Genomic DNA, 22098 nt, shown 5'->3' with positions numbered 1-22098 from the left:
CGCGGATATCCATTTTTTGCCCTCTTCTTCGTGCCTTTGCGCCTTTGCGTGAGTCCCCGATAATCTCACGCAAAGGCGCGAAGAAGGACAGGGTGAACTTGCGCTGGCGACGACAAATGTTCTTTATTTGTTCCATCAACGGCGATAAACTCGCTCGGTGGAACCCGCCAAACCCCTGCCCCCGACCTCCGGTCGCGGCGCTCCCGCCAACCCGCGCCCGACGCGCACCGGCTCGCTCGATCGCGAGGCCGATGGCGACTGGCTCGACGCGGCGGAGGATGTGGACGGTGCCCCGCCGCCGCTCCGCACGACGGTGACGGTCGAGCATCCCAAAACGATCATTTCGCGCAACAAATCGCCCGACATCAGCTTCGACCGTTCGATCAATCCCTATCGCGGCTGTGAACATGGCTGCATCTATTGCTTCGCGCGCCCGACCCACGCCTTCCATGACCTGTCGCCCGGTCTCGACTTCGAAAGCCGCTTGTTCGCCAAGTCCGACGCGGCCACCCTGCTGCGCGCCGAGCTTGCAAAAAAGGGCTACGCCGCCGCCCCGCTCGCTATCGGCACCAACACCGACGGTTACCAGCCGATCGAGCGCGAATGGGGCATCACCCGCTCGGTGATCGAGGTGCTCGCCGAAACGCGCCATCCGCTGCTCATCACCACCAAGTCCGACCGGCTGCTGCGCGACATCGACCTGCTCGCGGCGATGGCGCGCGACAATCTGGTCGGCGTCGCGATCTCGGTCACGACGCTCGATGCCGCGCTTGCGCGCACCCTCGAACCGCGCGCGCCGCATCCGCGCCGCCGCCTCGCCGCGATCCGCAAGCTCATCGACGCGGGCGTGCCGACGCAGGTCAATATCTCGCCGATCATCCCCGCGATCACCGACCATGAGATAGAGGCGATCATGGCCGCGGCGGCGGACGCGGGTGCGATCCGCGCGTCCTATATATTGATGCGGCTGCCCTATGAGGTGGCTCCGCTTTTCCGCGCCTGGCTGGACGCGCATTACCCCGACCGCGCGGCCAAGGTGATGCACATGATGCAGGACATTCGCGGCGGGCGCGATAACGACCCCGACTTCTTCAGCCGCATGAAGGGGCAAGGCATCTGGCCGCAGCTGATCCGCCAGCGCATCAAACGCGCCGCCCGCGCGCATGGCATGGACCGCAGCTTTCCGCCACTGCGCAGCGACCTGTTCAGGCCGCCGGAGCGTAATGGTCAAATGGAGCTGTTCTAGGCCGCGGTGAGCGACCGCAGCTTATAATCCTTATAGTCATCGCGGATCTGGCGCTTCAAAATCTTGCCCGTGGCGGTGTGCGGCAGTTCGTCGACGAACACCACCTCGTCGGGCAGCCACCATTTGGCAACCTTGTCCTTCAGATAGTCGATGATCTCCGCCTCGCTGACCTCCGCGCCGGGTTTCCGTACGATCAGCAGGATCGGCCGTTCATCCCATTTCGGATGATAGACGCCGACCGCAGCCGCCTCCTGCACGCCGGGCGCGCCGACCGCGGCATTTTCCAGCTCGATCGAGCTGATCCATTCGCCGCCCGACTTGATGACATCCTTCGCGCGGTCAGTGATCTGCATCACGCCATCGGGGTGGAGCACCGATACGTCGCCGGTGTCGAACCAGCCGTCGGCGTCGGCTGCGTCGGCATCGGCCTTGAAATAGCGCTGGATGATCCACGGTCCGCGGATCTGCAGCCGCCCGCTGGTCTGGCCATCGCGCGGCAGTTCCCTGCCCTCGTCGTCGACGATGCGCAGTTCGACCCCGAAGGGCGGGCAGCCCTGGCGACAGATGATGTCCACCTGCTCGTCGAAACTCAGCGCGTCCCAGTTCCACGGCCGCTTGCCCATCGTCCCGATCGGGCTGGTCTCGGTCATCCCCCAGGCGTGCCCGACATGGACGCCCGCCTTCATGAAGCGTTCGATCATCGCGCGCGGCGCCGCCGACCCGCCGATGGTGACATGTTTGAGCGCGCCATAATCCATGCCGGTCGCATCCATATGCGCGAACATCGCAAGCCACACCGTCGGCACCCCGGCGCTGTGCGTGACACCCTCGGCGTGCATCAGGTCGCACAAGGTCTGCGCATCATTGGTCGCCGAAAAGACCAGCTTCGCGCCGACTGTCGCCGCCGCGAAGGGGATGCCCCAGCTGTTCGCATGGAACATCGGGACAATCGGCAGGATCACGCTGCGGCTCGACAGGTCGAAGGCGTCGGGCTGGATTTCGGTGATCGCGTGAATGACGTTCGAGCGGTGCTCATATAATACGCCCTTGGGATTGCCCGTCGTGCCGCTGGTATAGCAAAGCCCGACCGGGTCGCGCTCGTCCAGTTCGACCCATTCAAAACTGCCGTCCTCGGCCGCGATCAGGTCGCGATAGGATTGATAGTCGCCCTGCGGCGGCGCGTCGAACAGCACGAAATGCTCGACGCATGAAAGCTGGCCGCGCAACCGCTCGACGATCGGCAGGAAAGCCGCGTCGAAGAACAGCACCCGATCGTCGGCGTGATTGATGATATAGACGAGCTGTTCGTCGAACAGCCGCGGATTTACCGTGTGCAGCACCCCGCCCATCCCGGCGGTCCCGTACCAGCTCACAAGATGGTGGCCGTGGTTCATCGCCAGCGTGGCGATGCGATCGCCCTTCTTCATCCCCAGCTTCACCATCGCGGCGGCAAAGCGCCGTGCGTCGGTTCCGATTTCGCCCCAGTTCGATCGCGTCACACTTCCATCGGCCCATCGCGAGACAATCTCGCGTCCCGCATGTTCGCGTGCGGCGTGGTCAATGAGGCTGGTGACGAGCAGCGGCTGGCCCTGCATTCCCATGGTGCGGCATCCTCTATTCTTGTCGTTGCCGCTCAGGAATAGGGCGCGAGCGCGCCGCTGTGCAAGGGGCAAAGCGCGTCAGCGCACCCGGAACTCGCGCGGAGCCACCAGCGACAGCGCGGCTTCGGATATCCCCGGCACAAGGTCGAGCCGCGTGACGATATCGGGGCCGAGCGCAAATCCACGCCCCAGTTCGATCCGCACATCCTCGTCGGTCATTGGATCGGGCGTCGCCACTATCACCCGACCGCGCGCATCGCCGCGCTTTTCGAGCAGGCGCGCCATTTCGGCGATCGCCTCGGGCGCTTCGACGCGGCACAGCAGCTGGAGCGAGGCGGTCGCGGCGATGTCGGCGAGCGGCTGCGCCCCGCGCACCGTCACGCGCGGCGTTTCCTCGCCCTCGAGCAGATCGAGCTCGACCGATAGCAACGCGCAGCCTCCCTCGCCCGCCAGTCCCTCCAGCACCTTTCCCGCCGCTTCGTCAAAACAGCTCGATTGGAATTGTCCGCTACGATCGGAGAGCGTGAGATTGAGAAAGCGGTTGCCGCGCTGCGATACGCGCGCGCGCGCGCTTTCGACCATCGCCGCCATCACCATCGGAATGCGCGTGCCCGGCGTCATTTCGACATTTTCGCAGATGTCGCCATAGGTGCGCGCGCCGCGCGCGGACAGGATCGCTTCATATTGCTCGACCGGATGCGCCGAAAAGTAGAAGCCGAAAGCCTCCTTTTCGCGCGTCATCCGCTCGGCGAGCGTCCAGGGCTCGGCGGCGGGGAGCTGCAATGCCGGCGCGATCGTGATGTCGCCGCCGAACAGGCCGCCCTGCCCCGTCGAGCGTTCGTGCGCCGATGCATTGGCGCAAGCCAGCAGAGCCTCGGCGCCCGCAAAGGCGCGCGGGCGGTCGGGCTCGACGCAATCAAAGGCCCCCGCCCCGGCAAGCGCCTCAATCTGCCGCCGATTGAGCAGCTTGGGGTCGATGCGGCTCGCGAAATCGTCGAGGCTGGCGAAATCGCCCTTCGCCTGCCGCTCGGCGACCAGCGCCTCCATCGCCTTTTCACCGACGCCTTTGAGCGCCCCCAGCGCATAGCGCACCGCCAGTCCCCCGTCGGTGCGGCCGACCGAAAAATCGGCTTCGCTGTCGTTGATCGACGGCGGCGCAATGTCGATATTCAGCCGCCGCATGTCGTCGATGAACACCGACAATTTATCGGTCTGGTGGCTGTCGAACGACATGGACGCGGCAAAGAACTCATGCGGATAATGCGCCTTCAGCCATGCCGTCTGATAGGAGAGCAGCGCATAGGCGGCGGCATGGCTCTTGTTGAAGCCATAGCCCGCAAACTTGTCGATCAAGTCGAACAGCTCGTTCGCGGTCTTCGCGTCGATCTGGTTATGCTCGCCGCAGCCCTTGACGAAGGTTTCGCGCTGCGCGTCCATCTCCGCCTGAATCTTCTTGCCCATCGCACGGCGGAGCAGGTCGGCGCCGCCGAGGCTGTAGCCGGCCAGAATCTGCGCGGCCTGCATCACCTGTTCCTGATAGACGAAGATCCCGTATGTTTCCGCGAGGATGCCCTCGAGCAGCGGGTGCGGATAGGCGATCGGCTCGCGCCCGTTCTTGCGCGCGCCGAACAGCGGGATATTGTCCATCGGCCCCGGTCGATAGAGCGCGACGAGCGCGATGATGTCGCCGAAATTGGTCGGCTTCACCGCCGACAGCGTGCGCCGCATCCCTTCGGATTCGAGCTGGAACACCCCGACGGTGTCGCCGCGCTGGAGCAGTTCATAAACCGCCGGATCGTCCCACGCGAGGGTGTCGAGGTCGACGTCGATCCCGCGCAGCGCGAGCAGCCGCCGCGCCTCCTTCAGCACCGACAGCGTCTTGAGGCCGAGGAAGTCGAACTTCACCAGCCCCGCGGTCTCGACATATTTCATGTCGAACTGCGTCACGGGCATGTCCGAGCGCGGGTCGCGATAAAGCGGGACGAGTTGATCGAGCGGCCGATCGCCGATCACCACGCCGGCGGCGTGGGTCGAACTGTGCCGCGGAAGCCCTTCCAGCTGGCGCGCCATGTCGAACAGGCGCCGCACCCCGTCGTCCTGCTTATATTCGGTCATCAGCTCCGAAACGCCATTCAGCGCGCGTTCGAGCGTCCAGGGGTCGGTCGGATGGTTCGGCACCAGCTTCGCGAGCCGGTCGACCTGGCCATAGCTCATCTGGAGCACGCGCCCGGTGTCCTTGAGCACCGCGCGCGCCTTCAGCTTCCCGAAGGTGATGATCTGCGCGACGGTGTCGCGACCGTATTTCTCCTGCACATAGCGGATCACCTCGCCGCGCCGCGTTTCGCAGAAGTCGATGTCGAAGTCGGGCATCGACACGCGCTCGGGATTGAGGAATCGCTCGAACAGCAGGCCCAATTTCAAGGGGTCGAGGTCGGTGATCGTCAGCGCCCATGCAACGACGCTGCCCGCGCCCGACCCGCGCCCCGGTCCAACCGGAATATCCTGCGCCTTCGCCCATTTGATGAAGTCGGCAACGATCAGGAAATAGCCGGGAAAGCCCATTTGCGTGATGACGTCGATCTCATAATCGAGCCGTTCGACATAGGCCTGCCGCTCGTCGGCGGTCAGGTCGGGATAGAGCGCGAGCCGCGCCTCCAGCCCCGCATGGGCGTCGGCCTTCAATTGCGCGGCCTCGCCTTCACGGTCGCCCGCAAGGCTCGGCAGGATCGGCTTGCGCTTCGGCGCCATGAACGCACAGCGTTGTGCGATCACCAGCGTGTTGCGGATCGCTTCGGGCAGGTCGGAAAAGGCATCCTCCATCGCCTCCGCGGGCTTCAGCCACGCCTCGGGATTGCTCGACCGGCGATCCTCGCTCTCGACATAGGCCGACTGCGCGATGCACAGCATCGCATCGTGCGCGGCGTGGAATTGCGGTTCGACGAAATTGGCGGGATTGGTGGCAACGATCGGCAGCGCGCGTGCATAGGCCATCTCGATCAGTGCATTTTCGGCCGCCTGCTCGGTGGCGTCGCCGCGCCTCGACAGCTCGATGTAAAGCCGTCCGCCGAACAGCGCCTCCAGTTGCTCGACATAATCTTCGGCGGCGCTTTGCTGCTCGCCCGCGAGCAGGCGCGCCAAAGCGCCTTCGCCACCGCCCGTCAGGCAGAGGAGGCCGTCGGTCTTGCCCGCCAAATCGGCCAAGACAATGTGCGGTTCCAACTCGACGGGTCGCGCGAGATGGGCCGCCGACACCAGCCCGCAGAGATTATTGTAACCCGTCTCGTCCTGCGCATAAAGCGCGAGCCAGTCGATCAGCGGCGCGCCGTTCGCCATCCGCTGCCCAGGCCGCGCAACGCTGAGCAGCGCGCCGACGATCGGCTGCACCCCGGCGGCCTTGCACGCTTCGCCAAAGGCCATGACGCCATAGAGCCCGTTGCGATCGGCAATTGCAATCGCCGGAAATCCGCGCTCGCGCGCCGCCTTGGCAATCGCCTTGGGCTCGATCGCCCCTTCGAGCATCGTGTAACTGGAAAAGACGCGCAGGGGAACGAAGGGGCTGTAGGCCATCGGGTGACGCTAACGTGACCGGGATGATTCGACCATGGCCTCGTTTCACAAAAACGTCATTGCGAGGAGCCGAAGGCGACGCGGCAATCTCCAGCTATTGATCTCAACTTGCGGTTGATAGCTGGGGATTGCTTCGCTTCGCTCGCAATGACGATTTCTTGTCCGCTAACCCAGCAGTTCCTCAATCTCTTTGCGCAGCTGCTCGGGCTTCGTCGTCGGCGCGTGGCGCGAGACGACCTTGCCGTCGCGATCGACGAGGAACTTGGTGAAGTTCCACTTGATCGCGCTGCCCAGAAGCCCGGTCTTTTCCTTCTTCAGATGCTTGAAGATCGGGTCGGCGTCGTCGCCATTGACGTCGATCTTTGCCATCAACGGGAACGACACATCATAGGTCAGCGAACAGAAATTGCGGATCTCCTCGGCGTCGCCCGGTTCCTGCGCGCCGAACTGGTTGCACGGGAAAGCCAATATCTCGAACCCGCGATCCTTGTAATCGCGATACAGTTCCTCCAGCCCTTCATATTGCGGGGTGAAGCCGCATTTCGATGCGGTGTTGACGATCAGCAGCACCTTGCCCCGATAGTCCGCGAGCGACTGCGCGCCGCCGCCCGGCAGTTTCGCCGAGAGATCGTAAAGCCCCATATCAATCCTCCCCCGCCTTGCGCGGCCTGTATACGAAATCGAAACTCGTCGCCCATGTCAGTCCGTGATCAAGCGACTGTTCGCCATGCTGGCGCACCGCGCCGCCCGGCAGTTTGCTGAAGGTCATGCGGATCAGCCCGTCCTTGCCCTTTCCGGCAACATTCGCCCAATGCCCCGTCAGCACCATCCGCCCTTCGGCGACGCCGCCGTCGAAATCGACCCGCGTCCCACTGCCATCGACCCACGCTTGCCGCCAGCGGCGGCGTTCCTTGTCATAATGGCTAAAGGAGCCGCCACCCGCGCCCTTGAAGGGCTTCCAGGTTTCGCGGATCGCACAGCCGCCGAACATCGCCTCGATGCTGCTCGTCGCGACCTGTGTGGTCGCACCGTTGGCAAAAACGTCCCATTCGCCGACCCAGAAATCGAAGGCGCGATATTCGGGGCCGATGCAGGTCGGCGGCGCGGGCAAGATCGGCGGGGGCAATATGGGTGGCGGCGGCGGTGGGGCCGACGGCGGCGGCGGCGGCGGCGGCGACTGGGCCTGTCCAGCGCTCGCACCGCCCAGCACCAGGGCGAACAGCGCCACCATGAAACGGATGGTCATCGGCAATCCCCCTACCTCCGGCGGGAGGAGCCTACGCCTCGATCCGCCCCTCGTGCAAGCGCAACACGCGGTCCATCCGCGCCGCGAGCCGTTCGTTATGCGTCGCGACGAGCGCCGCCGACCCATGATCGCGGACCAGCTTCACGAATTGGTCGAACACCCGGTCGGCGGTCGCTTCGTCGAGATTGCCCGTCGGCTCATCGGCGAGCACGAGCAAGGGCCGGTTCGCCAGCGCGCGCGCCACCGCGACGCGCTGCTGCTCGCCGCCCGACAGCTTGCTCGGCTTGTGGTGCAGCCGTTCGGCGAGCCCAAGCCTCCCCAGCAGGTCGGCGGCGCGCTCCTCGGCCTCCGCCTGCCCCGCGCCGCGAATGAGCTGCGGCAGCACGACATTCTCGATCGCGTTGAAATCGGGGAGCAGGTGGTGAAACTGATAGACGAAGCCGATCTTTTCGCGCCGCGTCCTGGTGCGTTCGCCTTGCTGGAATCGCGTCACATCCTCGCCGTCGATGCGGATCGTGCCGCCGAAGCCGCCTTCGAGAAGGCCGACCGCCTGGAGCATCGTCGACTTGCCCGATCCCGACGGCCCCAGCAGCGCAACGATCTCGCCGCGGCGCAGCGACGCATTGACGCCGCGCAGTACGTCGATGGTGACGTCCCCCTGCACGAAGCTGCGCTGAAGGTCGACGAGTTCCAGCGCGGCGTCATTCATAGCGCAGCACCTGCACCGGATCGGTGTTCGCCGCCTTGTAGGCGGGATAGAGCGTCGCGAGGAAACTGAAGACGATCACCATCACCGCGATGCCGACGATTTCGACCGGATCGGGCTTTGACGGCAGTTCGGTCAGAAAGCGGATCGAAGGATCCCACAAGGGCTGGCCGGTCAGAAACTCGACCCCGCGCAGCACCCCCTGCCGGAAATAGAGCAGCCCGAAGCCGGCGATCATGCCGACGATCGTTCCCGCGACGCCGATCGACAGGCCGATCGCCATGAAGATGCGCATCACCGAATCGCGCGGCGCGCCCATCGTGCGCAAAATCGCCATGTCGCGCGTCTTGGCGCGCACCAGCATGATGAGCGAGGAAATGATGTTGAACGACGCGACCAGGATGATCAGCGACAGGATCACGAACATCGCGACGCGCTCGATCGACAGCGCCTCGAACAGGCTGGCGTTCATCGACCGCCAGTCGGACACGACCGCCTGCGCCGCCAGCTTTTCGGCGAGCGGCTGCAAAATCTCGCCCACGCGGTCGGGATCTTCGGTCTTGACCTCGATCATCCCGATCTGGTCGCCGCTGAGCAGCAAGAGCTGCGCATCCTCCATCGGCATGACGATATAGGCCTTGTCGAAGTCATAGACGCCGATCTCGAACACCGCCGATACCCGGTAGCCGATCTCGCGCGGCACCGTTCCGAATGGCGTCGAGCGGCCCTGCGGATTGATGATCGTCACGTTCGAGCCGACCGTCGCACCGAGGTTGCGGGCGAGTTCGCTGCCGATCGCGACATTGCCGGACCCCGGCGTCAGGCTGTTCAGGCTGCCCTGCAACACCTTGCCGCCCAGCACGGCGTTGCTGCGAATGTCGGGCACGGTCATGCCGCGCACCAGCACCCCTTCGACGCGCCCGCCGAAGGTTGCAAGCAGCGGCTGCTCGATCAGCGGCGTGGCCGAGGTGACCCCCGGCGTCGCCTTCGCCTGCTCCAGCACGTCGCGCCAGTCGTCGAGCCGTCCGCCGAAACCCTGCACGACCGCATGGCCGTTCAGGCCGACGATCTTGTCGAACAGGTCGCTGCGCACGCCGTTCATCACGCTCATCACGACGACCAGCGCCGCGACGCCCAGCGTCACGGCGACGAAACTGAACGCCGCCGCCACGAAGATGAAGCCCTCGCCGCGCTGCGGCAGCAGATAGCGTTTGAAGATGGCGCGCTCATAAGGGCGGAGAATCATGTAGATCGCGGTCCTTGCGGCGCAGAAAAAGCATCACGCATGGCGCCGCTTTAGGCAGGTCGCGGGGCGCTGGCAATGGGCGGTGCAATGCGAGCGATTCGCAACATATGTTGCCCATTGGCCACAGGGCTTTGAAAAAGCGCGCTCGGCAGCGCGCGGAAGGGTGACAAAAGGCCACCACCCACCTACCCCTCTGGCTTCTGGAACAACGCGGCCCGAAGGCCCGGCTCCAGGGAGTGCAGGCCTTTCGCCAGGCCTGCAACAAGGGGGATGGCGAGTGTTCGTCACAGGCGCCCGGGTCTTGGGAACAAGGCCCGGGCGTTGTGATTCCGGCGGGTGCGGTGGCTGATGGGGTAAGTAAGCTGACCTTCCCTTATCCGCCGGGATGACGATGGAATAAAGCCCCGCTTTCGGTCAATCACCGATATCCGCATCACCGCCGCAAGCGGCCAAGCAAAGGACACCCCAACCTTACTGCCCGTACCCCGCGGCCCCCGCGACCCGCACTGCCTCGCGCGCGGCAGCGAAGAGCGCGCCCGCCTTCGCCTCGCACTCACGCTGTTCATAGGCCGGATCGCTGTCGGCGACGATCCCCGCCCCCGCCTGAACGTGCATCATGCCGTCCTTGACGATCGCGGTGCGCAGGACGATGCAGCTGTCCATATTGCCGTCGGGCGCGAAATAGCCGACGCCGCCCGCATAAGGCCCGCGCGCGTCGGCCTCCAGCTCGGCGATGATCTGGCACGCGCGAACCTTGGGCGCGCCGCTCACCGTCCCGGCGGGAAAGCCTGCGAACAGCGCGTCGATCGCGTCTTTACCCGGCGCGATGCGGCCGATGACGTTCGATACGATGTGCATGACATGGCTGTAGAACTCGACCGTATAGCTGTCGGTCACGGTGACGCTGCCGCCGATCGCCGCGCGGCCGACATCGTTGCGGCCGAGATCGAGCAGCATCAGATGCTCGGCGCGCTCCTTGGGGTCGGCGAGCAGGCTTTCGCGGTTTTCGGCGTCCTCGGCGCTGGTGCGTCCGCGCGGGCGCGTGCCCGCGATCGGCCGGATCGTGATCTCGCCGTCGCGCACACGCACCAGTATCTCGGGCGACGAGCCGATGAGCGCAAAACCCGGCAGATCGAGAAAATAGAGAAAGGGCGACGGATTGACGCGCCGAAGCGCGCGGTACAGATCGAAGGGCGGCAGGTCGAACGGCGTCGAGAAGCGCTGCGATAGCACCACCTGAAAAATGTCGCCCGCGGCGATATAGTCCTTCGCCGCCGCCACCATCTCGGCAAAGCGTTCGGGCGACGTCGCGGGCGTCGCGGCTATGTCGTCGGGCAGCGATGCAGTCGACGCGCGATCCGCGTGGACGCTCGCGCTCGACAGGCGCGCTGCGATGCTTTCGAGCCGCTCTTCGGCTGTGTCGATCATCCGGTCGATCGCGCCATGCGCGTCGGGCCAGATCGGCGCGATCAGGAACAGTTCGTCGGCGAGCCGGTCGAAGACGAGGATCGTCGTCGGGCGCACGAAAATCATGTCGGGCAGGCCAAGCCCCGCGCCCGGCGCGCGCGGGATGCGTTCGACGAGGCCGATGGTTTCATAGGCAAAAAAGCCCACGAGTGTCGCCAGCGCCTTGGGCAATCCGTCGGGCACGTCGAAACGGCATTCGGCAACGAGGTCGCGCAGCGCCCGCAACGCGCCCGCCTCGACCGGGGAAAAGGCGTCGCGGTCGCGGCGCCAGTCGCGGTTGACGCGTGCGGCCTCGCCGCGCACCTCGAACATCAGGTCGGGGTCGAGGCCGATCAGGCTGTAACGCCCGCGCGTCTCGCCGCTTTCCACCGATTCGAGCACCCAGTCGCCGCGGCCCGGCTCGATCAGCTTGAGCGCCGCCGATACGGGCGTTTCGATGTCCGCAATCAGCCGCTGCCAGACGACCGCGCCGCGTCCCGCGGCCAGCGCTTCGAGCGCGGCGGCCCTGCCCTCCAGACTCACGCTTATTCGGCGACCGGCGCGGTGCCGGTCAGTTCGCGGCGCAACTGGTCGACCAGTTCCTTGTTGATCGTCACCCCGGCGCGCCGCTTCGCCTCCGCCGCCAACTGCTCGATCAGCTCATTGCCAAAGGCGGGCGCCAGCGGCCGCGCGATCGCGGCAACGCGCTGGGGTTCGATCGCCTTGGGATCAGGGCGCTGCACCTCATCCAGCGCGATCACCATCCAGCCGCGATTGCCAGGGATTTCCAGCGTTTTCACGCTGCCCTCGGCCATCGAGAAGAGCAGCGCGAGTTCGGGCGGCACGCGCTCGCCATTGGCGCCCAGCTCGGCGCGGCTGCCGCCGATCGCCTGCACATCGCCGATGTTCGGTCCCGCGGCAGCGACGGCTTCGTTGAGGCTCTTGCCACCTTCGACCGCCTTGACGATCGCGCGCGCCTTGTCGCGCGCGACCTTCTGCCCCTCGGCAAAGCGCCATTCGGAAAGCAGGTCGCCGCGGATCTGCGCGAAGGGCGGCGGCGCGGCGGCGACGATCGACTTCACCGCAAAGACGGCGAATTTCTCATTCTCGACGATCGTGGCGATCTGACCTTCGCCCTCGCCGCCGACCTGGAACGCCTGCGCAATGACCGGTGCGAGTTCCGGCGCGGGTGCGAAGCCTGGCTGTCCCGGCGCGCGGCCGCTCGGCAGGATCGCCGGGGTCTCGATGATCGGGAGCTTGCGGTCGGACGCAACCTCCTCGATCGACGCCCCGCTGTTCACCGCATCCTGGATCGCATTATAATAATCGACGATCGCCTCGTTCGCCTTGTTCTTTGCCAGTTCGGCGCGAATTTCCGCGCTTGCTTCGGCCAGGCTGCGGGCCGGGCGCGCAGTCACATCCTCGACGCGCAGCACTGTCCAGCCGAGTCCGGTCTGGAGCGGCCCGATCACCTCGCCGCGTTTTGCGGCAAAGGCGGCCTTCGCAACCGTCGCATTTGTGGTCGCGGCATAGGCGCTCTGGCTGAGGTCGCCGGTCGTAGAGGCGGACAAACCCGCCTCGGCAGCCGCGCTCGCGAGTGACGCGCCGCCGCGCACCTTCGCGGCGAGGCTGTTTGCGGCCGCCCGGTCGGGCAGGATCACCTGCGCAAAACGCCGCGTTTCGCTCGCGGCATATTGCGCCGCATTGTCCTTATACGCCTTCGCGATTTCGGCGTCGGTCACGGCGGGCACCGGCACCGAGGCGCGGTCGAAAATCGCATATTGGATCACGCGGCGTTCGGGCACGGTGAACTTCGCGGCATTCTGGGCGAGGAACTGGCGCAACGTGGCGTCGCCCGGATCGTTTCTGGGCGCGAACGCGCTTGACGGGATGAAGGTCGCCTGCCCGCGCCGCCGTTCGAGCAGCAGCGCGGCATAGGGCTCGGCCATGCCGGACGCGATCCGCGGCATCTGCGCGATCGGCGCCGCCAGCTGTTCGAGCAGTATCTGTTGGCGAAGGTCGCGGCGCAGCTGTGCTTCGCTGATCCCGTTCTGGCGGAGGAAGTTCTGGAACACCGTCTGGTCGAACTTGCCCGAAACGCCTGCAAAGGCTGGCAGATCGGCGATTCGCCCGTCGATCAGCCGTTTGCTGACGCCGAAACCCAACTCGGTCGCATATTGATCAAAGGCGAGCCCGTCGATGAGCTGACCGAGCACCTGATCGAGTCCGCCGCCTTCGACGAACGCCGCCATCGTCAGTCCCGGCTGATCACGGCGCGCCTGGTCATAGGCCTGCCGCACGCGGTCGCGCAGTTCGCCGACACCGATCTCTTCGCCACCGACCTTCGCGACATTGGCGCCGCCGATCCCGCCGAAGGTCGAGTTTCCGGTGACGTCGCTGAGCGCAAAGGCGACGCCGACCAGAACGACAAAGGCCAGCGCGAGAAACTTGCCGATCGTCGAAGAAAACATGGCGCGGATGGCGGTAATCATGGAGCAGGCGGTCTTTCGGGCAGGGCGCAACGAGGCGCGGTTGCGCGCTGCTTTAGAGGCGCGATGCCGCGGCATCAAGGCGCGAAAGGCGACCCCGGCGGATCGCCGCGCCGCTTGCCTCGTGGCGACCTTCGCCGCTAGGGGCGGATCATTGTTCGCAGAAGCGGGAGAAGCGGGGCGATGACGCGGCGCAAATATGTGGTCGGCAACTGGAAGATGAACGGGCTCAAGAATGCGCTCGGCGAAGCACAGGCCATTTTCGCGGCCGCCGACGCGCATCCCGGCGTCAATGTCGCCCTGTGCCCGCCCTTCACGCTGATCGGTGCGATGGCCGCGGCAGCGCCCGGCAAGGCGGTCGGCGGACAGGACTGCCATAGCGCCGCGTCGGGGGCCTTCACCGGCTCGGTCGCGGCGCCGATGCTCGCCGATGCGGGGGCTTCGCTCGTGATCGTCGGACATAGCGAACGGCGCGAAGGCTGCGGCGAAAGCGACGCCGACGTGCGCGCCAAGGCCGAAGCAGCGCTCGCCGCGGGCCTGTCGGTCATCCTGTGCGTCGGCGAGCCGCAGGGCGTGCGCGAATCGGGCGGCGCAATCGCATATGTGCTGGCGCAGGTCGCTGGGTCGGTGCCCGACAGCTTCGATCCGCAGCGGTTCGCGATCGCCTATGAACCCATCTGGGCGATCGGCACCGGACTGGTTCCGACCGTTGCAGACGTCGCGGCGATGCACGGCGCGATCCGCGGCGCGCTCGCGGAACGGTTCGGCGATGCGGCGGAAGATATCCGAATCCTCTATGGCGGCTCGGTCAATGGCGACAATGCCGCCGAACTGCTCGGCGCGGGCGACGTCGATGGCGCGCTCGTCGGCGGGGCCAGCCTGACCGCGGCCAAGTTCGTGCCGATCATCGAGGCGGCGGCGGGACTTTAATCCACCAATAATTTCCGCTTGCATCGAGCGAAGTCGAGATGCCCCTCGGGCATGGAGTGATCTCGATGGGTGTCTCGACTTCGACCAAAGGTCGAAATCTATCCTGAACGCCTGCAAGGCAGTCGAAGGGCCCGACATGAACGGCACCCGGAATGTCGTTCGAGGAAGCTGTGGCTTGAACCCCTGCCGCTTCGTCTCTATGTGCGCCGCGGGCGCGATCCGTTTGAGGCCGCGCAAGTTCGGGAAAATATGATGTCCAGCCTTTTCACCTTCCTGCTCGTCGTCCAGGCGCTCGTTGCCGCCGCGATGATCGGCGTCATTTTGATGCAGAAGTCGGAAGGCGGCGGCCTGGGCGTCGGCGGCAGCCCCGCGGGCCTGCTCTCGGCGCGCGGCGCGGCGGATTTCATGACCCGCGCGACGACGGTGCTCGCCTGCCTGTTCGTGGGCCTGTCGATCCTGCTCGCGGCGATGGCCTCGGTCGGCCGCAGCGGCTCGACGATCGACACCACGCTGTCGAAATCGGCGCAGACGAGCGGCGCCGCTCCGGCTTCGTCGATCACCGCCCCGGCGCAGCCCGCCGACGGCGCCGCCGCGGGCACCGCGCCCGCGCCGCTGACCGACGATCCGCTGGCCGCCGCCGCGGCCGCCGCGGCGAGCCAGGAAAGCGCCCCGGCCCCGGCCGGAAGCAGCAAGGCGCCGCCCGCCACCAAATAAACGGCGGCTTCGGCCTCCGCATCCACCCCGCACGCCAGCGGAAACTTTTTCCGTGGCTTGCGATTCGACGGCTTGCGCCGTCCCCCACCCTTTGAGTAAGTCTTTCCTCCCATGGCGCGGTTCATTTTTATCACCGGCGGCGTGGTCTCCTCGCTTGGCAAGGGTTTGATGGCGGCCAGCCTCGCCGCCCTGCTGCAAGCGCGTGGCTATCGTGTCCGCATTCGCAAGTTCGATCCCTATCTGAACGTCGATCCGGGCACGATGTCGCCCTATCAGCATGGCGAGGTCTATGTGACCGACGACGGGGCGGAAACCGACCTCGACCTTGGTCACTACGAGCGCTTCACCGGCGTCGCGGCGCGGCAGAGCGACAATGTGACCTCGGGCCGCATCTATCAGGGGATCATCGCCAAGGAACGCCGCGGCGACTATCTGGGCGCAACGGTGCAGGTCGTCCCGCACGTCACCGACGCGATCAAGGATTTTGCCCGCGCCGAAACCGACGACCTCGATTTCGTGCTGTGCGAGATCGGCGGCACCGTCGGCGACATTGAATCGCTGCCGTTCATCGAGGCGATCCGCCAGCTGAAGAACGAGGTCGGGCGCGACAACGCCATCTCGGTCCACGTCACTCTGGTGCCCTATATTGCCGCCGCGGGCGAGCTGAAGACCAAGCCGACGCAGCACAGCGTACGCGAACTCGCCTCGCTCGGCGTCCAGCCCGACATATTGCTCTGCCGCTGCGAAAAGCCGCTGCCCGAGACCGAGCGCGCCAAGATCGCGCAGTTCTGCAACGTGCGCAAGGAAGCGGTAATCCCGGCGCTCGACGCCGACAGCATTTATTCGGTGCCGGTCCAATATCATGGCGAAGGACTTGATGCCGAGGTGCTCCACGCCTTTGGCATCCACGACGCCCCCGCGCCCGACCTCACGGCCTGGTACGACATCATGGACCGCAAGCAGCACCCCGAGGGCGAAGTCACGATCGGCGTCGTCGGCAAATATGTGTCGCTGCCCGACGCCTATAAGTCGCTCAACGAGGCGCTGGTCCATGGCGGCATGGCGCACCGGGTGAAGGTCAATATCCGCTGGCTCGACGCCGAAATGTTCGAGCGCGACGAGGATCTCGTCGCCAATCTCGAACCGTTGCACGGCATCCTCGTCCCCGGCGGCTTCGGCGAACGCGGGTCGGAGGGCAAGATTTCGAGCGTCCGTTTCGCGCGCGAGAGAAATGTGCCCTTTTTCGGCATCTGCCTTGGCATGCAGATGGCGTGCATCGAGGCGGCGCGCAATACGAGCGGTATTGCGAAGGCGTCGAGCACCGAATTCGGCCCGACCGACGAACCCGTCGTCGGCCTCATCACCGAATGGATGAGCGCGGAGGGGTTGCAGAAGCGCGGCGCCAACACCGACCTTGGCGGCACGATGCGCCTCGGCGCCTATGAAGCCAAGCTCTCCCCGAACAGTCATGTCGCAAGCGTCTATGGCGCGACCGAGATCAGCGAACGCCACCGCCATCGTTACGAGGTCAACGGCGCCTATCGCGAGCGGCTGGAAAAGGGCGGGCTGGTGTTTTCGGGCATGTCGCCCGACGGCATGTTGCCGGAAATCGTTGAGCGGCCGGACCATCCGTGGTTTATCGGGGTGCAATTCCACCCGGAACTCAAATCCAAACCCTTCGACCCGCATCCCTTGTTCGCGGGTTTCATCGAAGCGGCGGTGAAGCAGAGCCGGCTGGTCTGACCAAAAAGGGGATTGGGGCCATGGATCATGCAAGACTTGCCGAACTGCAGGGCCCCGACAGCATTTTTTCCGGTCTTTCGGCGGAAGATTGGGCCGAGATCGCGCGCCGCGCGGTCCAGGTCCAGTTCGCCAAGGGCAAGGAATTGCTGGTCCAAGGCGACCCCGGCGACATGATGCTGATCCTGACCGAAGGCACCGCGCGCGTGTCGATGCTGACGTCGGGCGGGCGCGAGATCGTCCTCGCCTATGCCGAACCGGGCGCGGTGCTGGGCGAGATCGCCTTGCTCGACGGTGGCGAGCGCACTGCGTCGGTGACCGCGACCAGCGCGGGCAGTGCGCTCCAGCTCGGCCGCAATGCGCTCAAGGATTTCGTCGCCAGCCACCCCGACTTCGCCTGGTCGCTGATGCAGCAACTCGCACGGCGGCTGCGCACTGCCGACCAGACGATCGAAAGCGACCGCGCCTATGCCTCCGGCCCGCGTCTCGCGCGCTATCTGAAACGCCTGATCCGCAAGGATACCGGGATCGCGCAGCGCGTCGAGCTCAGCCAGACCGAACTCGGCAATTTCGCGGGAATGAGCCGCGAGCATATCAACCGCCAACTCAAAAGCTGGGAGGAATCGGGAATCATCGCGCTCGAACAGGGCCGCGTGCGCGTGCTCGATCCGGCGACGCTGGAAGAGATCAGCGAAAGCGAGGGATGACGACTTAGGAAAAATACCCAAGGCCGTTACGATCCCTACTCCTCATCCCGCGCCGGCAGGCTCAGCGTGAAGCGTGCGCCCTGCCCCGGCGCGCTGTCGACGGTCAGGTCGCCGTCCATCGCGCGCGCCAGGCGGCGGGCGATATAAAGGCCCAGGCCCGATCCGCCGCTGTCGGTGCGACCCAGCCGCTCGAACTTTTCAAACACCACCGCCTGCTGCTCGGCGTCGATCCCCTGCCCCTGATCGGCGACGGTGACCATCGCGCGGTCGTCCTCGCGATCGACGCGGAGCCATATCTGCGAATCTTCGGGCGAATAGCGGATCGCATTGCCGAGCAGGTTGAGCAGCACCTGCAAAACACGGCGAAACTCGCCGGTTGCGGGCATCCGGTCATCGGTGCTGGGCGCCGAAATGCGGATGCCCTTCTCCTCAGCCTTCATGCCGAGCAGACCGACCGCGCGGCGCGCCAGATCGCCAAGATCGATGTCGTCGCGCGCCGCCTTGAACCCCGGCCGTTCGATATTCTGAAGGTCGGCGAGGTCGTCGACCAGCCCCAGCAGATGCCGTCCTGCATGAGCGATGTCGCCGGCATAGCGCGCATAATCGGCGCGGATCGGGCCGTCGAACTGGCCCGAAATCGTCTCGGCGGTCGCGATGATGCGGCTCAAGGGACCGCGCAGCGCGCCGTCGATCCGGCGGCCGAACTTCGGGTCGGACAGCGGCAGCGAACCAAAGGCGGGATCGACAAGCGCGCCGCCGTCCTTCGGCGTCGCGGCGGGCGGGGCGCCGGTCACCGCGGCGAAGCCGCGGAAGCCGGTGAAGCGGCCCGCCGCATCGAACAGCGCGTCGCCGCCAAGCGTCATCGCCGAGCCCGCAGCCCGCACGCTCTGCCCTCCAAAGCGCGACTGGCGCGCGAGCGCGCGCAGGACAGGAAAGCGACCGTCGGCGTCGGGTTGCAACTCGAACAACTCGGACAGCGAGCGTCCTTCCCATCCCGGCGGCACCGCGGGCGCACGCCCCGCGGCGCGAAGCGCGACGAGCCGCAACTGCTGGTCGCACTCCCACGCCCATCCGTCGGCGAGCGCCGTTTCCTCCGCGACGGGCGGCATTCCCGGTTGCGCCACGGCGCGCGCGCGCCAGTCGCTGATCTCGATGCTCGCCCCCTCGGCGTCGGGTGTGATGCGCACGAGCGCCTGGATGTCGCTATGATCGTCGGCGGCATGGAGCGGCCGGTTGATCTCGCGATGCAACCGCTGCGCCAGCGCGGCGAGCCGCGCGAGGTGCGGCAGCGCGAGCGGCTTGCCAAGCCCCGCCCCGGCGCGCTGCTGAAGCCGGAGCAGCGGCACATCGGCGCTAACCAGCACGCCCGACCGGTCGACGCGGCCGCGGACAATGCGTTCGCTCATCGCTCCGCCTCCGGCGCCGCGCCATCGGCGTCGTTCACGGCACGCGCCGGCAGCATGGCGAGCGATGCTTCGAGCGGCGCCAGGGCGTCGCGGTCGAGCCGCAAGGGCGCGAGCAGCGACGGCAGCGCCGCCGTCTCGGCGGTCAGAAGCGCCAGCGCCATATCGGCATATCGACGCTGCTGCGCCGCCGCCGCGAGCGCGATCAGCGCGGGCCAGTCGTGCGCCGCGATCGCCGCGCGCGCCGTCTCGGGCAACGCGGCGCCGACCGCCTCGTGATAGGCGATGGCGGCGGCGGTCATGCCGCCCTCGTCGGCCTGCCCTTCTACCGCATGCCGCACGGCATCGCCCAGGCTCGCCGCCCGGCCGGTGTCGATGTTCACCTCGGCCAGCCGCCACGCTGCGACCTCGTGGAGCAAGGCGCGGAAGATTTCCTCATCGACGTCGGCGATCGCCAGCGTCGGCTGTCCATGGGCGTCGAACCGCCGCCGGTCGGCAATGCGCAGATCCAGATAGGCACGCTCGCGCGCCGTCATCGGAGCGTCGGACGCCGCGCCGCTCGCCTCGTCCACGGCGCCCGTCGGTGGCGCCGGCACCACGCGCTCGGCCGAAAGTGCGCGCCAGCGATGCTCCTCGGCCCGCGCAAAGCAGACGCCGACCAGCCGCGTCGCGCCGGGCACCCCGCGGTGCAGCCAGTCGGCCCATAGAGCGGCGCTGTCGATCGCGGGGTCGATCCGCGCCGCGACATCGGTGACCAGGCGCCGCGCGATCCCCAGCGACAGCGCGCGTTGCTCGTCGGTCAGCCGACCGGCGGAGGGCGCCGCGAAAAAGTCGGCCAGCTCGTCAAGGCGCGCCGACAGCGTCGGCGACGGCGGTTCGATGCCGGCAAAGGAGAGCGATTCACTCATGCGCACCCGCCAATAGCAGTTTGGCGTTAATAGGCCTTAAACCTTGAAGGACGTTGTTTTAGCGGGGCTCCGGGCGCCGTGCGAGGCGCAGCCAGAGCAGGATCTGGAACAGCGCGAGCAGCGGCAGGATCGCGAACATCGGCGACGCCAGCCCGAACAGCAGTGCAGGCGCGAGCATGATCCACGCCTGGTCGGCGTCGGGGAGCAACCAGTGGAAGCGCCGCCGCTCGCCCGCATCCTCGTAAAGCGCGCGCGCCAGCACGATCGCCGCCGCGAGGCACGGCGCCAGCGCCGCTTCGGCAAAGGGCGGCATCGACCGGCTGGCTGCACCGAAGGCGAGCAGCCATGGAAAGAGCGCGAGCAAGGCGAGCGCGAAGCTGCGAATGAGCAAGCGCGTCCGATCCTGCGCCGCACTTTCGGCGCGAAAGGCCGACAGAAAGCGCATCGCGGCAAGCCCCAGCCCGCCCAGCACCGCGACAAGCGCTCCCGCCGCGGCCAGCCCGCTCGCCGCCAGCGCAGCGACCCCGATCCACAGAAATGCGGTGACAACGGGCAGATAACGCGCGGTTTTCGGTGACTTGACGAGCAGCGGCCCGGCGAGCCGCACGAGCGGCATCATGATCGCCGAACGTCCCAGCCCCATGCCGCCATATTCGGTCCGTTGCAGGCTCGATTGCTCGATCAGCGCCGCGGTCGGGCGGTCGGACACGATCGCAATCTCGCCCTGCTCGAACAGCGCGGGTTCGCAGTAAAGACGGCGCGCGCCCGATTGCACGGCGAGGCGCAGCAACGTCAGCATCATGTCCCATTCACCGGGCATCGCCGCGAGTTCGGCCACCATCGGCGGCGCGACGGAGGCCAGCCCGCCCCAGCGCCGCGTTGCGTCGATCCGCTCGAATCCCTGGGTCAAGATGGTGTCGCCGGTGACGAGAATCGCCGGCGATCCCGGCTTTGCGATCGCGGCATAATGCGTTCCCCCGGCGCGCAGGCCGTCGGCGACGAGGATCAGCCGGTCCTCGGCCTCGACCAGCGGGACAAGATCGCCCGCCGCGCGCACCGGCGTCACCTTCACCCCCCGACGGCGAATGCGGTCGCACACCGCCAGCAGTTCGGCGGGCAGCGCGGCGACGGCGACGGCGATGTGCGTCACCCCGACATCGACGAGGCGCGCCGCCTGTCGCTCGATCAGCGTCTCGCCCGCCACGGTGACAAGCGCGCGCAATCCGCCATCGGGCAGCGTCTCACTGGCGCCGACGAGCGCGATCAAGGGCATAGGCAAGCGAGGAACAGCAAAGGATGCACGGATCAACCTATTATGGCGGCAAGCGGCTTTGGCAAGCATCGCTTGTTCCTTCGTGCCCCCGAATGATAGGCGTCGCTTCCATGACGGAAGCGGGATCGGCGGTTGTAATCGGCGCAGCGGGCGGCATCGGCGCTGCTTTGGCTGACGCGCTTGCCGCCGATGGGCGGCATGACGTCATCCACCGTCTTGCCCGTTCGGCGTCACCTCCGCTCGCCATCGACGTCACCGACGCGGATTCGGTGGCCGCGGCCGCGGCGATGGTCGCCGCCAGCGGCCCGCCGCCCCGTCTGGTCATCGTCGCGACGGGCCTGCTCCACGCAGATGGCCATCGCCCCGAACGCGGCCTGTCCGACATCGATGCGGACTGGATGGCGCGAAACTTTGCGGTCAACACGATCGGGCCCGCGCTGGTTGCAAGGCATTTCCTGCCGCTGATGCCGCGTCGTGGGCGCACCGTTTTCGCCGCGCTCTCGGCACGGGTGGGCAGCATCGGCGACAACCGGACCGGCGGCTGGTTCAGCTATCGCGCCTCCAAAGCCGCGCTCAATCAGCTCGTTCGCAGCTTTGCGATCGCCGAGACGCGGCGCAATCCCGACGCCCTGATCGTCGCCTTGCACCCCGGCACGGTCGATACGCCGATGTCGCAGCCGTTTCGGCGCGCGGTTCCGCCCGCGTCGCTCGCTTCACCATCCCTGGCGGCGAGCAATCTGCTGCGGACGATCGCCGCGCTGACACCGGCCCAGACGGGCCGGGTTTTCGCGTGGGACGGCAGCGAAATCATTCCCTGAAAATCGCCCGAATCACTGGCAATCCGTTGCGCCTTGGGCTAGGCAAAAACCACCTCCC

Annotated in this window: 17 protein-coding genes; 6 read left to right on the top strand and 11 right to left on the bottom strand. The window is 66.6% G+C overall.

Annotated elements, in window-relative coordinates; all coding sequences use genetic code 11:
* The first annotated feature begins 157 nt into the window (after positions 1-157).
* The gene (locus tag SPYCA_RS05415) at positions 158-1246 is read left to right on the top strand and encodes a PA0069 family radical SAM protein (RefSeq protein ID WP_120219251.1); all 1089 of its coding nucleotides are present in this window, start codon (positions 158-160) and stop codon (positions 1244-1246) included.
* Here the strand turns inward: SPYCA_RS05415 and SPYCA_RS05410 are convergent.
* From SPYCA_RS05410 to SPYCA_RS05375, 8 genes are all read right to left on the bottom strand, one after another.
* On the bottom strand, positions 1243-2847 hold the full coding sequence (locus tag SPYCA_RS05410) for a long-chain fatty acid--CoA ligase (protein WP_120219250.1): 1605 nt from the start codon (positions 2845-2847) through the stop codon (positions 1243-1245). The genes SPYCA_RS05415 and SPYCA_RS05410 overlap by 4 nt on opposite strands.
* Before the next feature lie 78 nt (positions 2848-2925).
* Positions 2926-6414, bottom strand: coding sequence for a DNA polymerase III subunit alpha (dnaE, locus tag SPYCA_RS05405; RefSeq protein WP_120219249.1), 3489 nt, complete (start codon positions 6412-6414; stop codon positions 2926-2928).
* 165 nt (positions 6415-6579) lie between these two features.
* Positions 6580-7056 (bottom strand): glutathione peroxidase, encoded by a 477-nt coding sequence (locus tag SPYCA_RS05400; RefSeq protein ID WP_120219248.1) that lies wholly within the window; start codon positions 7054-7056, stop codon positions 6580-6582.
* A 1-nt stretch (position 7057) separates the two neighbouring features.
* A complete protein-coding gene (locus tag SPYCA_RS05395; protein WP_120219247.1) occupies positions 7058-7660 on the bottom strand; it encodes a hypothetical protein in 603 nt (200 codons plus the stop codon).
* Between the two features lie 31 nt (positions 7661-7691).
* Positions 7692-8369, bottom strand: coding sequence for an ABC transporter ATP-binding protein (locus SPYCA_RS05390; protein ID WP_120219246.1), 678 nt, complete (start codon positions 8367-8369; stop codon positions 7692-7694).
* A complete protein-coding gene (locus SPYCA_RS05385) occupies positions 8362-9612 on the bottom strand; it encodes a lipoprotein-releasing ABC transporter permease subunit (RefSeq protein ID WP_120219245.1) in 1251 nt (416 codons plus the stop codon). Before SPYCA_RS05385 ends, SPYCA_RS05390 begins: the two co-directional genes overlap by 8 nt.
* 471 nt (positions 9613-10083) lie before the next feature.
* On the bottom strand, positions 10084-11601 hold the full coding sequence (gene trpE, locus SPYCA_RS05380) for an anthranilate synthase component I (protein ID WP_120219244.1): 1518 nt from the start codon (positions 11599-11601) through the stop codon (positions 10084-10086).
* A gap of 2 nt (positions 11602-11603) precedes the next feature.
* Positions 11604-13550 (bottom strand): peptidylprolyl isomerase, encoded by a 1947-nt coding sequence (locus tag SPYCA_RS05375; protein ID WP_232003532.1) that lies wholly within the window; start codon positions 13548-13550, stop codon positions 11604-11606.
* A gap of 180 nt (positions 13551-13730) precedes the next feature.
* Between SPYCA_RS05375 and tpiA the strand changes: the two genes are divergently transcribed.
* The 4 genes from tpiA (at position 13731) to SPYCA_RS05355 (ending at position 17638) form a co-directional block, all read left to right on the top strand.
* On the top strand, positions 13731-14477 hold the full coding sequence (gene tpiA / locus SPYCA_RS05370) for a triose-phosphate isomerase (protein WP_120219243.1): 747 nt from the start codon (positions 13731-13733) through the stop codon (positions 14475-14477).
* Positions 14478-14729: 252 nt separating this feature from the next.
* On the top strand, positions 14730-15191 hold the full coding sequence (secG, locus tag SPYCA_RS05365) for a preprotein translocase subunit SecG (protein WP_443029497.1): 462 nt from the start codon (positions 14730-14732) through the stop codon (positions 15189-15191).
* A 111-nt stretch (positions 15192-15302) separates the two neighbouring features.
* The gene (locus tag SPYCA_RS05360) at positions 15303-16934 is read left to right on the top strand and encodes a CTP synthase (protein WP_120219242.1); all 1632 of its coding nucleotides are present in this window, start codon (positions 15303-15305) and stop codon (positions 16932-16934) included.
* 20 nt (positions 16935-16954) lie between these two features.
* Positions 16955-17638, top strand: coding sequence for a Crp/Fnr family transcriptional regulator (locus tag SPYCA_RS05355; RefSeq protein WP_120219241.1), 684 nt, complete (start codon positions 16955-16957; stop codon positions 17636-17638).
* A 35-nt stretch (positions 17639-17673) separates the two neighbouring features.
* Here the strand turns inward: SPYCA_RS05355 and SPYCA_RS05350 are convergent, their stop codons facing one another.
* Genes SPYCA_RS05350 through SPYCA_RS05340 form a run of 3 tightly spaced genes read right to left on the bottom strand, consistent with a single transcriptional unit; the run spans position 17674 to position 21222 of the window.
* Positions 17674-19044 carry a sensor histidine kinase gene (locus SPYCA_RS05350; protein WP_120219240.1) on the bottom strand — a complete coding sequence of 457 codons (1371 nt, stop codon included), beginning with the start codon at positions 19042-19044 and terminating at the stop codon, positions 17674-17676.
* Positions 19041-19949, bottom strand: coding sequence for a hypothetical protein (locus SPYCA_RS05345; protein WP_120219239.1), 909 nt, complete (start codon positions 19947-19949; stop codon positions 19041-19043). The genes SPYCA_RS05350 and SPYCA_RS05345 overlap by 4 nt, the downstream gene beginning before the upstream one ends.
* Positions 19950-20007: 58 nt before the next feature.
* On the bottom strand, positions 20008-21222 hold the full coding sequence (locus tag SPYCA_RS05340) for a hypothetical protein (RefSeq protein ID WP_232003642.1): 1215 nt from the start codon (positions 21220-21222) through the stop codon (positions 20008-20010).
* A gap of 110 nt (positions 21223-21332) precedes the next feature.
* Here SPYCA_RS05340 and SPYCA_RS05335 point away from each other — a divergent pair, with 110 nt between their 5' ends.
* Positions 21333-22040, top strand: coding sequence for an SDR family NAD(P)-dependent oxidoreductase (locus tag SPYCA_RS05335; protein WP_120219237.1), 708 nt, complete (start codon positions 21333-21335; stop codon positions 22038-22040).
* Positions 22041-22098: the final 58 nt, after the last annotated feature.

Origin of the sequence: Sphingopyxis sp. FD7 (genome assembly GCF_003609835.1) — a bacterium.
GTDB lineage: Bacteria > Pseudomonadota > Alphaproteobacteria > Sphingomonadales > Sphingomonadaceae > Sphingopyxis.
The sequence above is the reverse complement of the archived record's forward strand: the minus strand, read 5'-3'. Positions and strand labels throughout refer to the sequence as shown.

What these genes read in the sequence shown, in the direction of transcription:
- SPYCA_RS05355 (WP_120219241.1), top strand. Translation starts at nt 16,955, where the DNA reads ATGGATCATGCAAGACTTGCCGAACTGCAGGGCCCCGACAGCATTTTT.
- SPYCA_RS05400 (WP_120219248.1), bottom strand. Translation starts at nt 7,056, where the DNA reads ATGGGGCTTTACGATCTCTCGGCGAAACTGCCGGGCGGCGGCGCGCAG.
- SPYCA_RS05410 (WP_120219250.1), bottom strand. Translation starts at nt 2,847, where the DNA reads ATGGGAATGCAGGGCCAGCCGCTGCTCGTCACCAGCCTCATTGACCAC.
- SPYCA_RS05360 (WP_120219242.1), top strand. Translation starts at nt 15,303, where the DNA reads ATGGCGCGGTTCATTTTTATCACCGGCGGCGTGGTCTCCTCGCTTGGC.
- tpiA (WP_120219243.1), top strand. Translation starts at nt 13,731, where the DNA reads ATGACGCGGCGCAAATATGTGGTCGGCAACTGGAAGATGAACGGGCTC.
- SPYCA_RS05375 (WP_232003532.1), bottom strand. Translation starts at nt 13,550, where the DNA reads ATGATTACCGCCATCCGCGCCATGTTTTCTTCGACGATCGGCAAGTTT.
- SPYCA_RS05390 (WP_120219246.1), bottom strand. Translation starts at nt 8,369, where the DNA reads ATGAATGACGCCGCGCTGGAACTCGTCGACCTTCAGCGCAGCTTCGTG.
- SPYCA_RS05340 (WP_232003642.1), bottom strand. Translation starts at nt 21,222, where the DNA reads ATGCCCTTGATCGCGCTCGTCGGCGCCAGTGAGACGCTGCCCGATGGC.
- SPYCA_RS05345 (WP_120219239.1), bottom strand. Translation starts at nt 19,949, where the DNA reads ATGAGTGAATCGCTCTCCTTTGCCGGCATCGAACCGCCGTCGCCGACG.
- SPYCA_RS05335 (WP_120219237.1), top strand. Translation starts at nt 21,333, where the DNA reads ATGACGGAAGCGGGATCGGCGGTTGTAATCGGCGCAGCGGGCGGCATC.
- SPYCA_RS05395 (WP_120219247.1), bottom strand. Translation starts at nt 7,660, where the DNA reads ATGACCATCCGTTTCATGGTGGCGCTGTTCGCCCTGGTGCTGGGCGGT.
- SPYCA_RS05350 (WP_120219240.1), bottom strand. Translation starts at nt 19,044, where the DNA reads ATGAGCGAACGCATTGTCCGCGGCCGCGTCGACCGGTCGGGCGTGCTG.
- SPYCA_RS05385 (WP_120219245.1), bottom strand. Translation starts at nt 9,612, where the DNA reads ATGATTCTCCGCCCTTATGAGCGCGCCATCTTCAAACGCTATCTGCTG.
- secG (WP_443029497.1), top strand. Translation starts at nt 14,730, where the DNA reads ATGTCCAGCCTTTTCACCTTCCTGCTCGTCGTCCAGGCGCTCGTTGCC.
- dnaE (WP_120219249.1), bottom strand. Translation starts at nt 6,414, where the DNA reads ATGGCCTACAGCCCCTTCGTTCCCCTGCGCGTCTTTTCCAGTTACACG.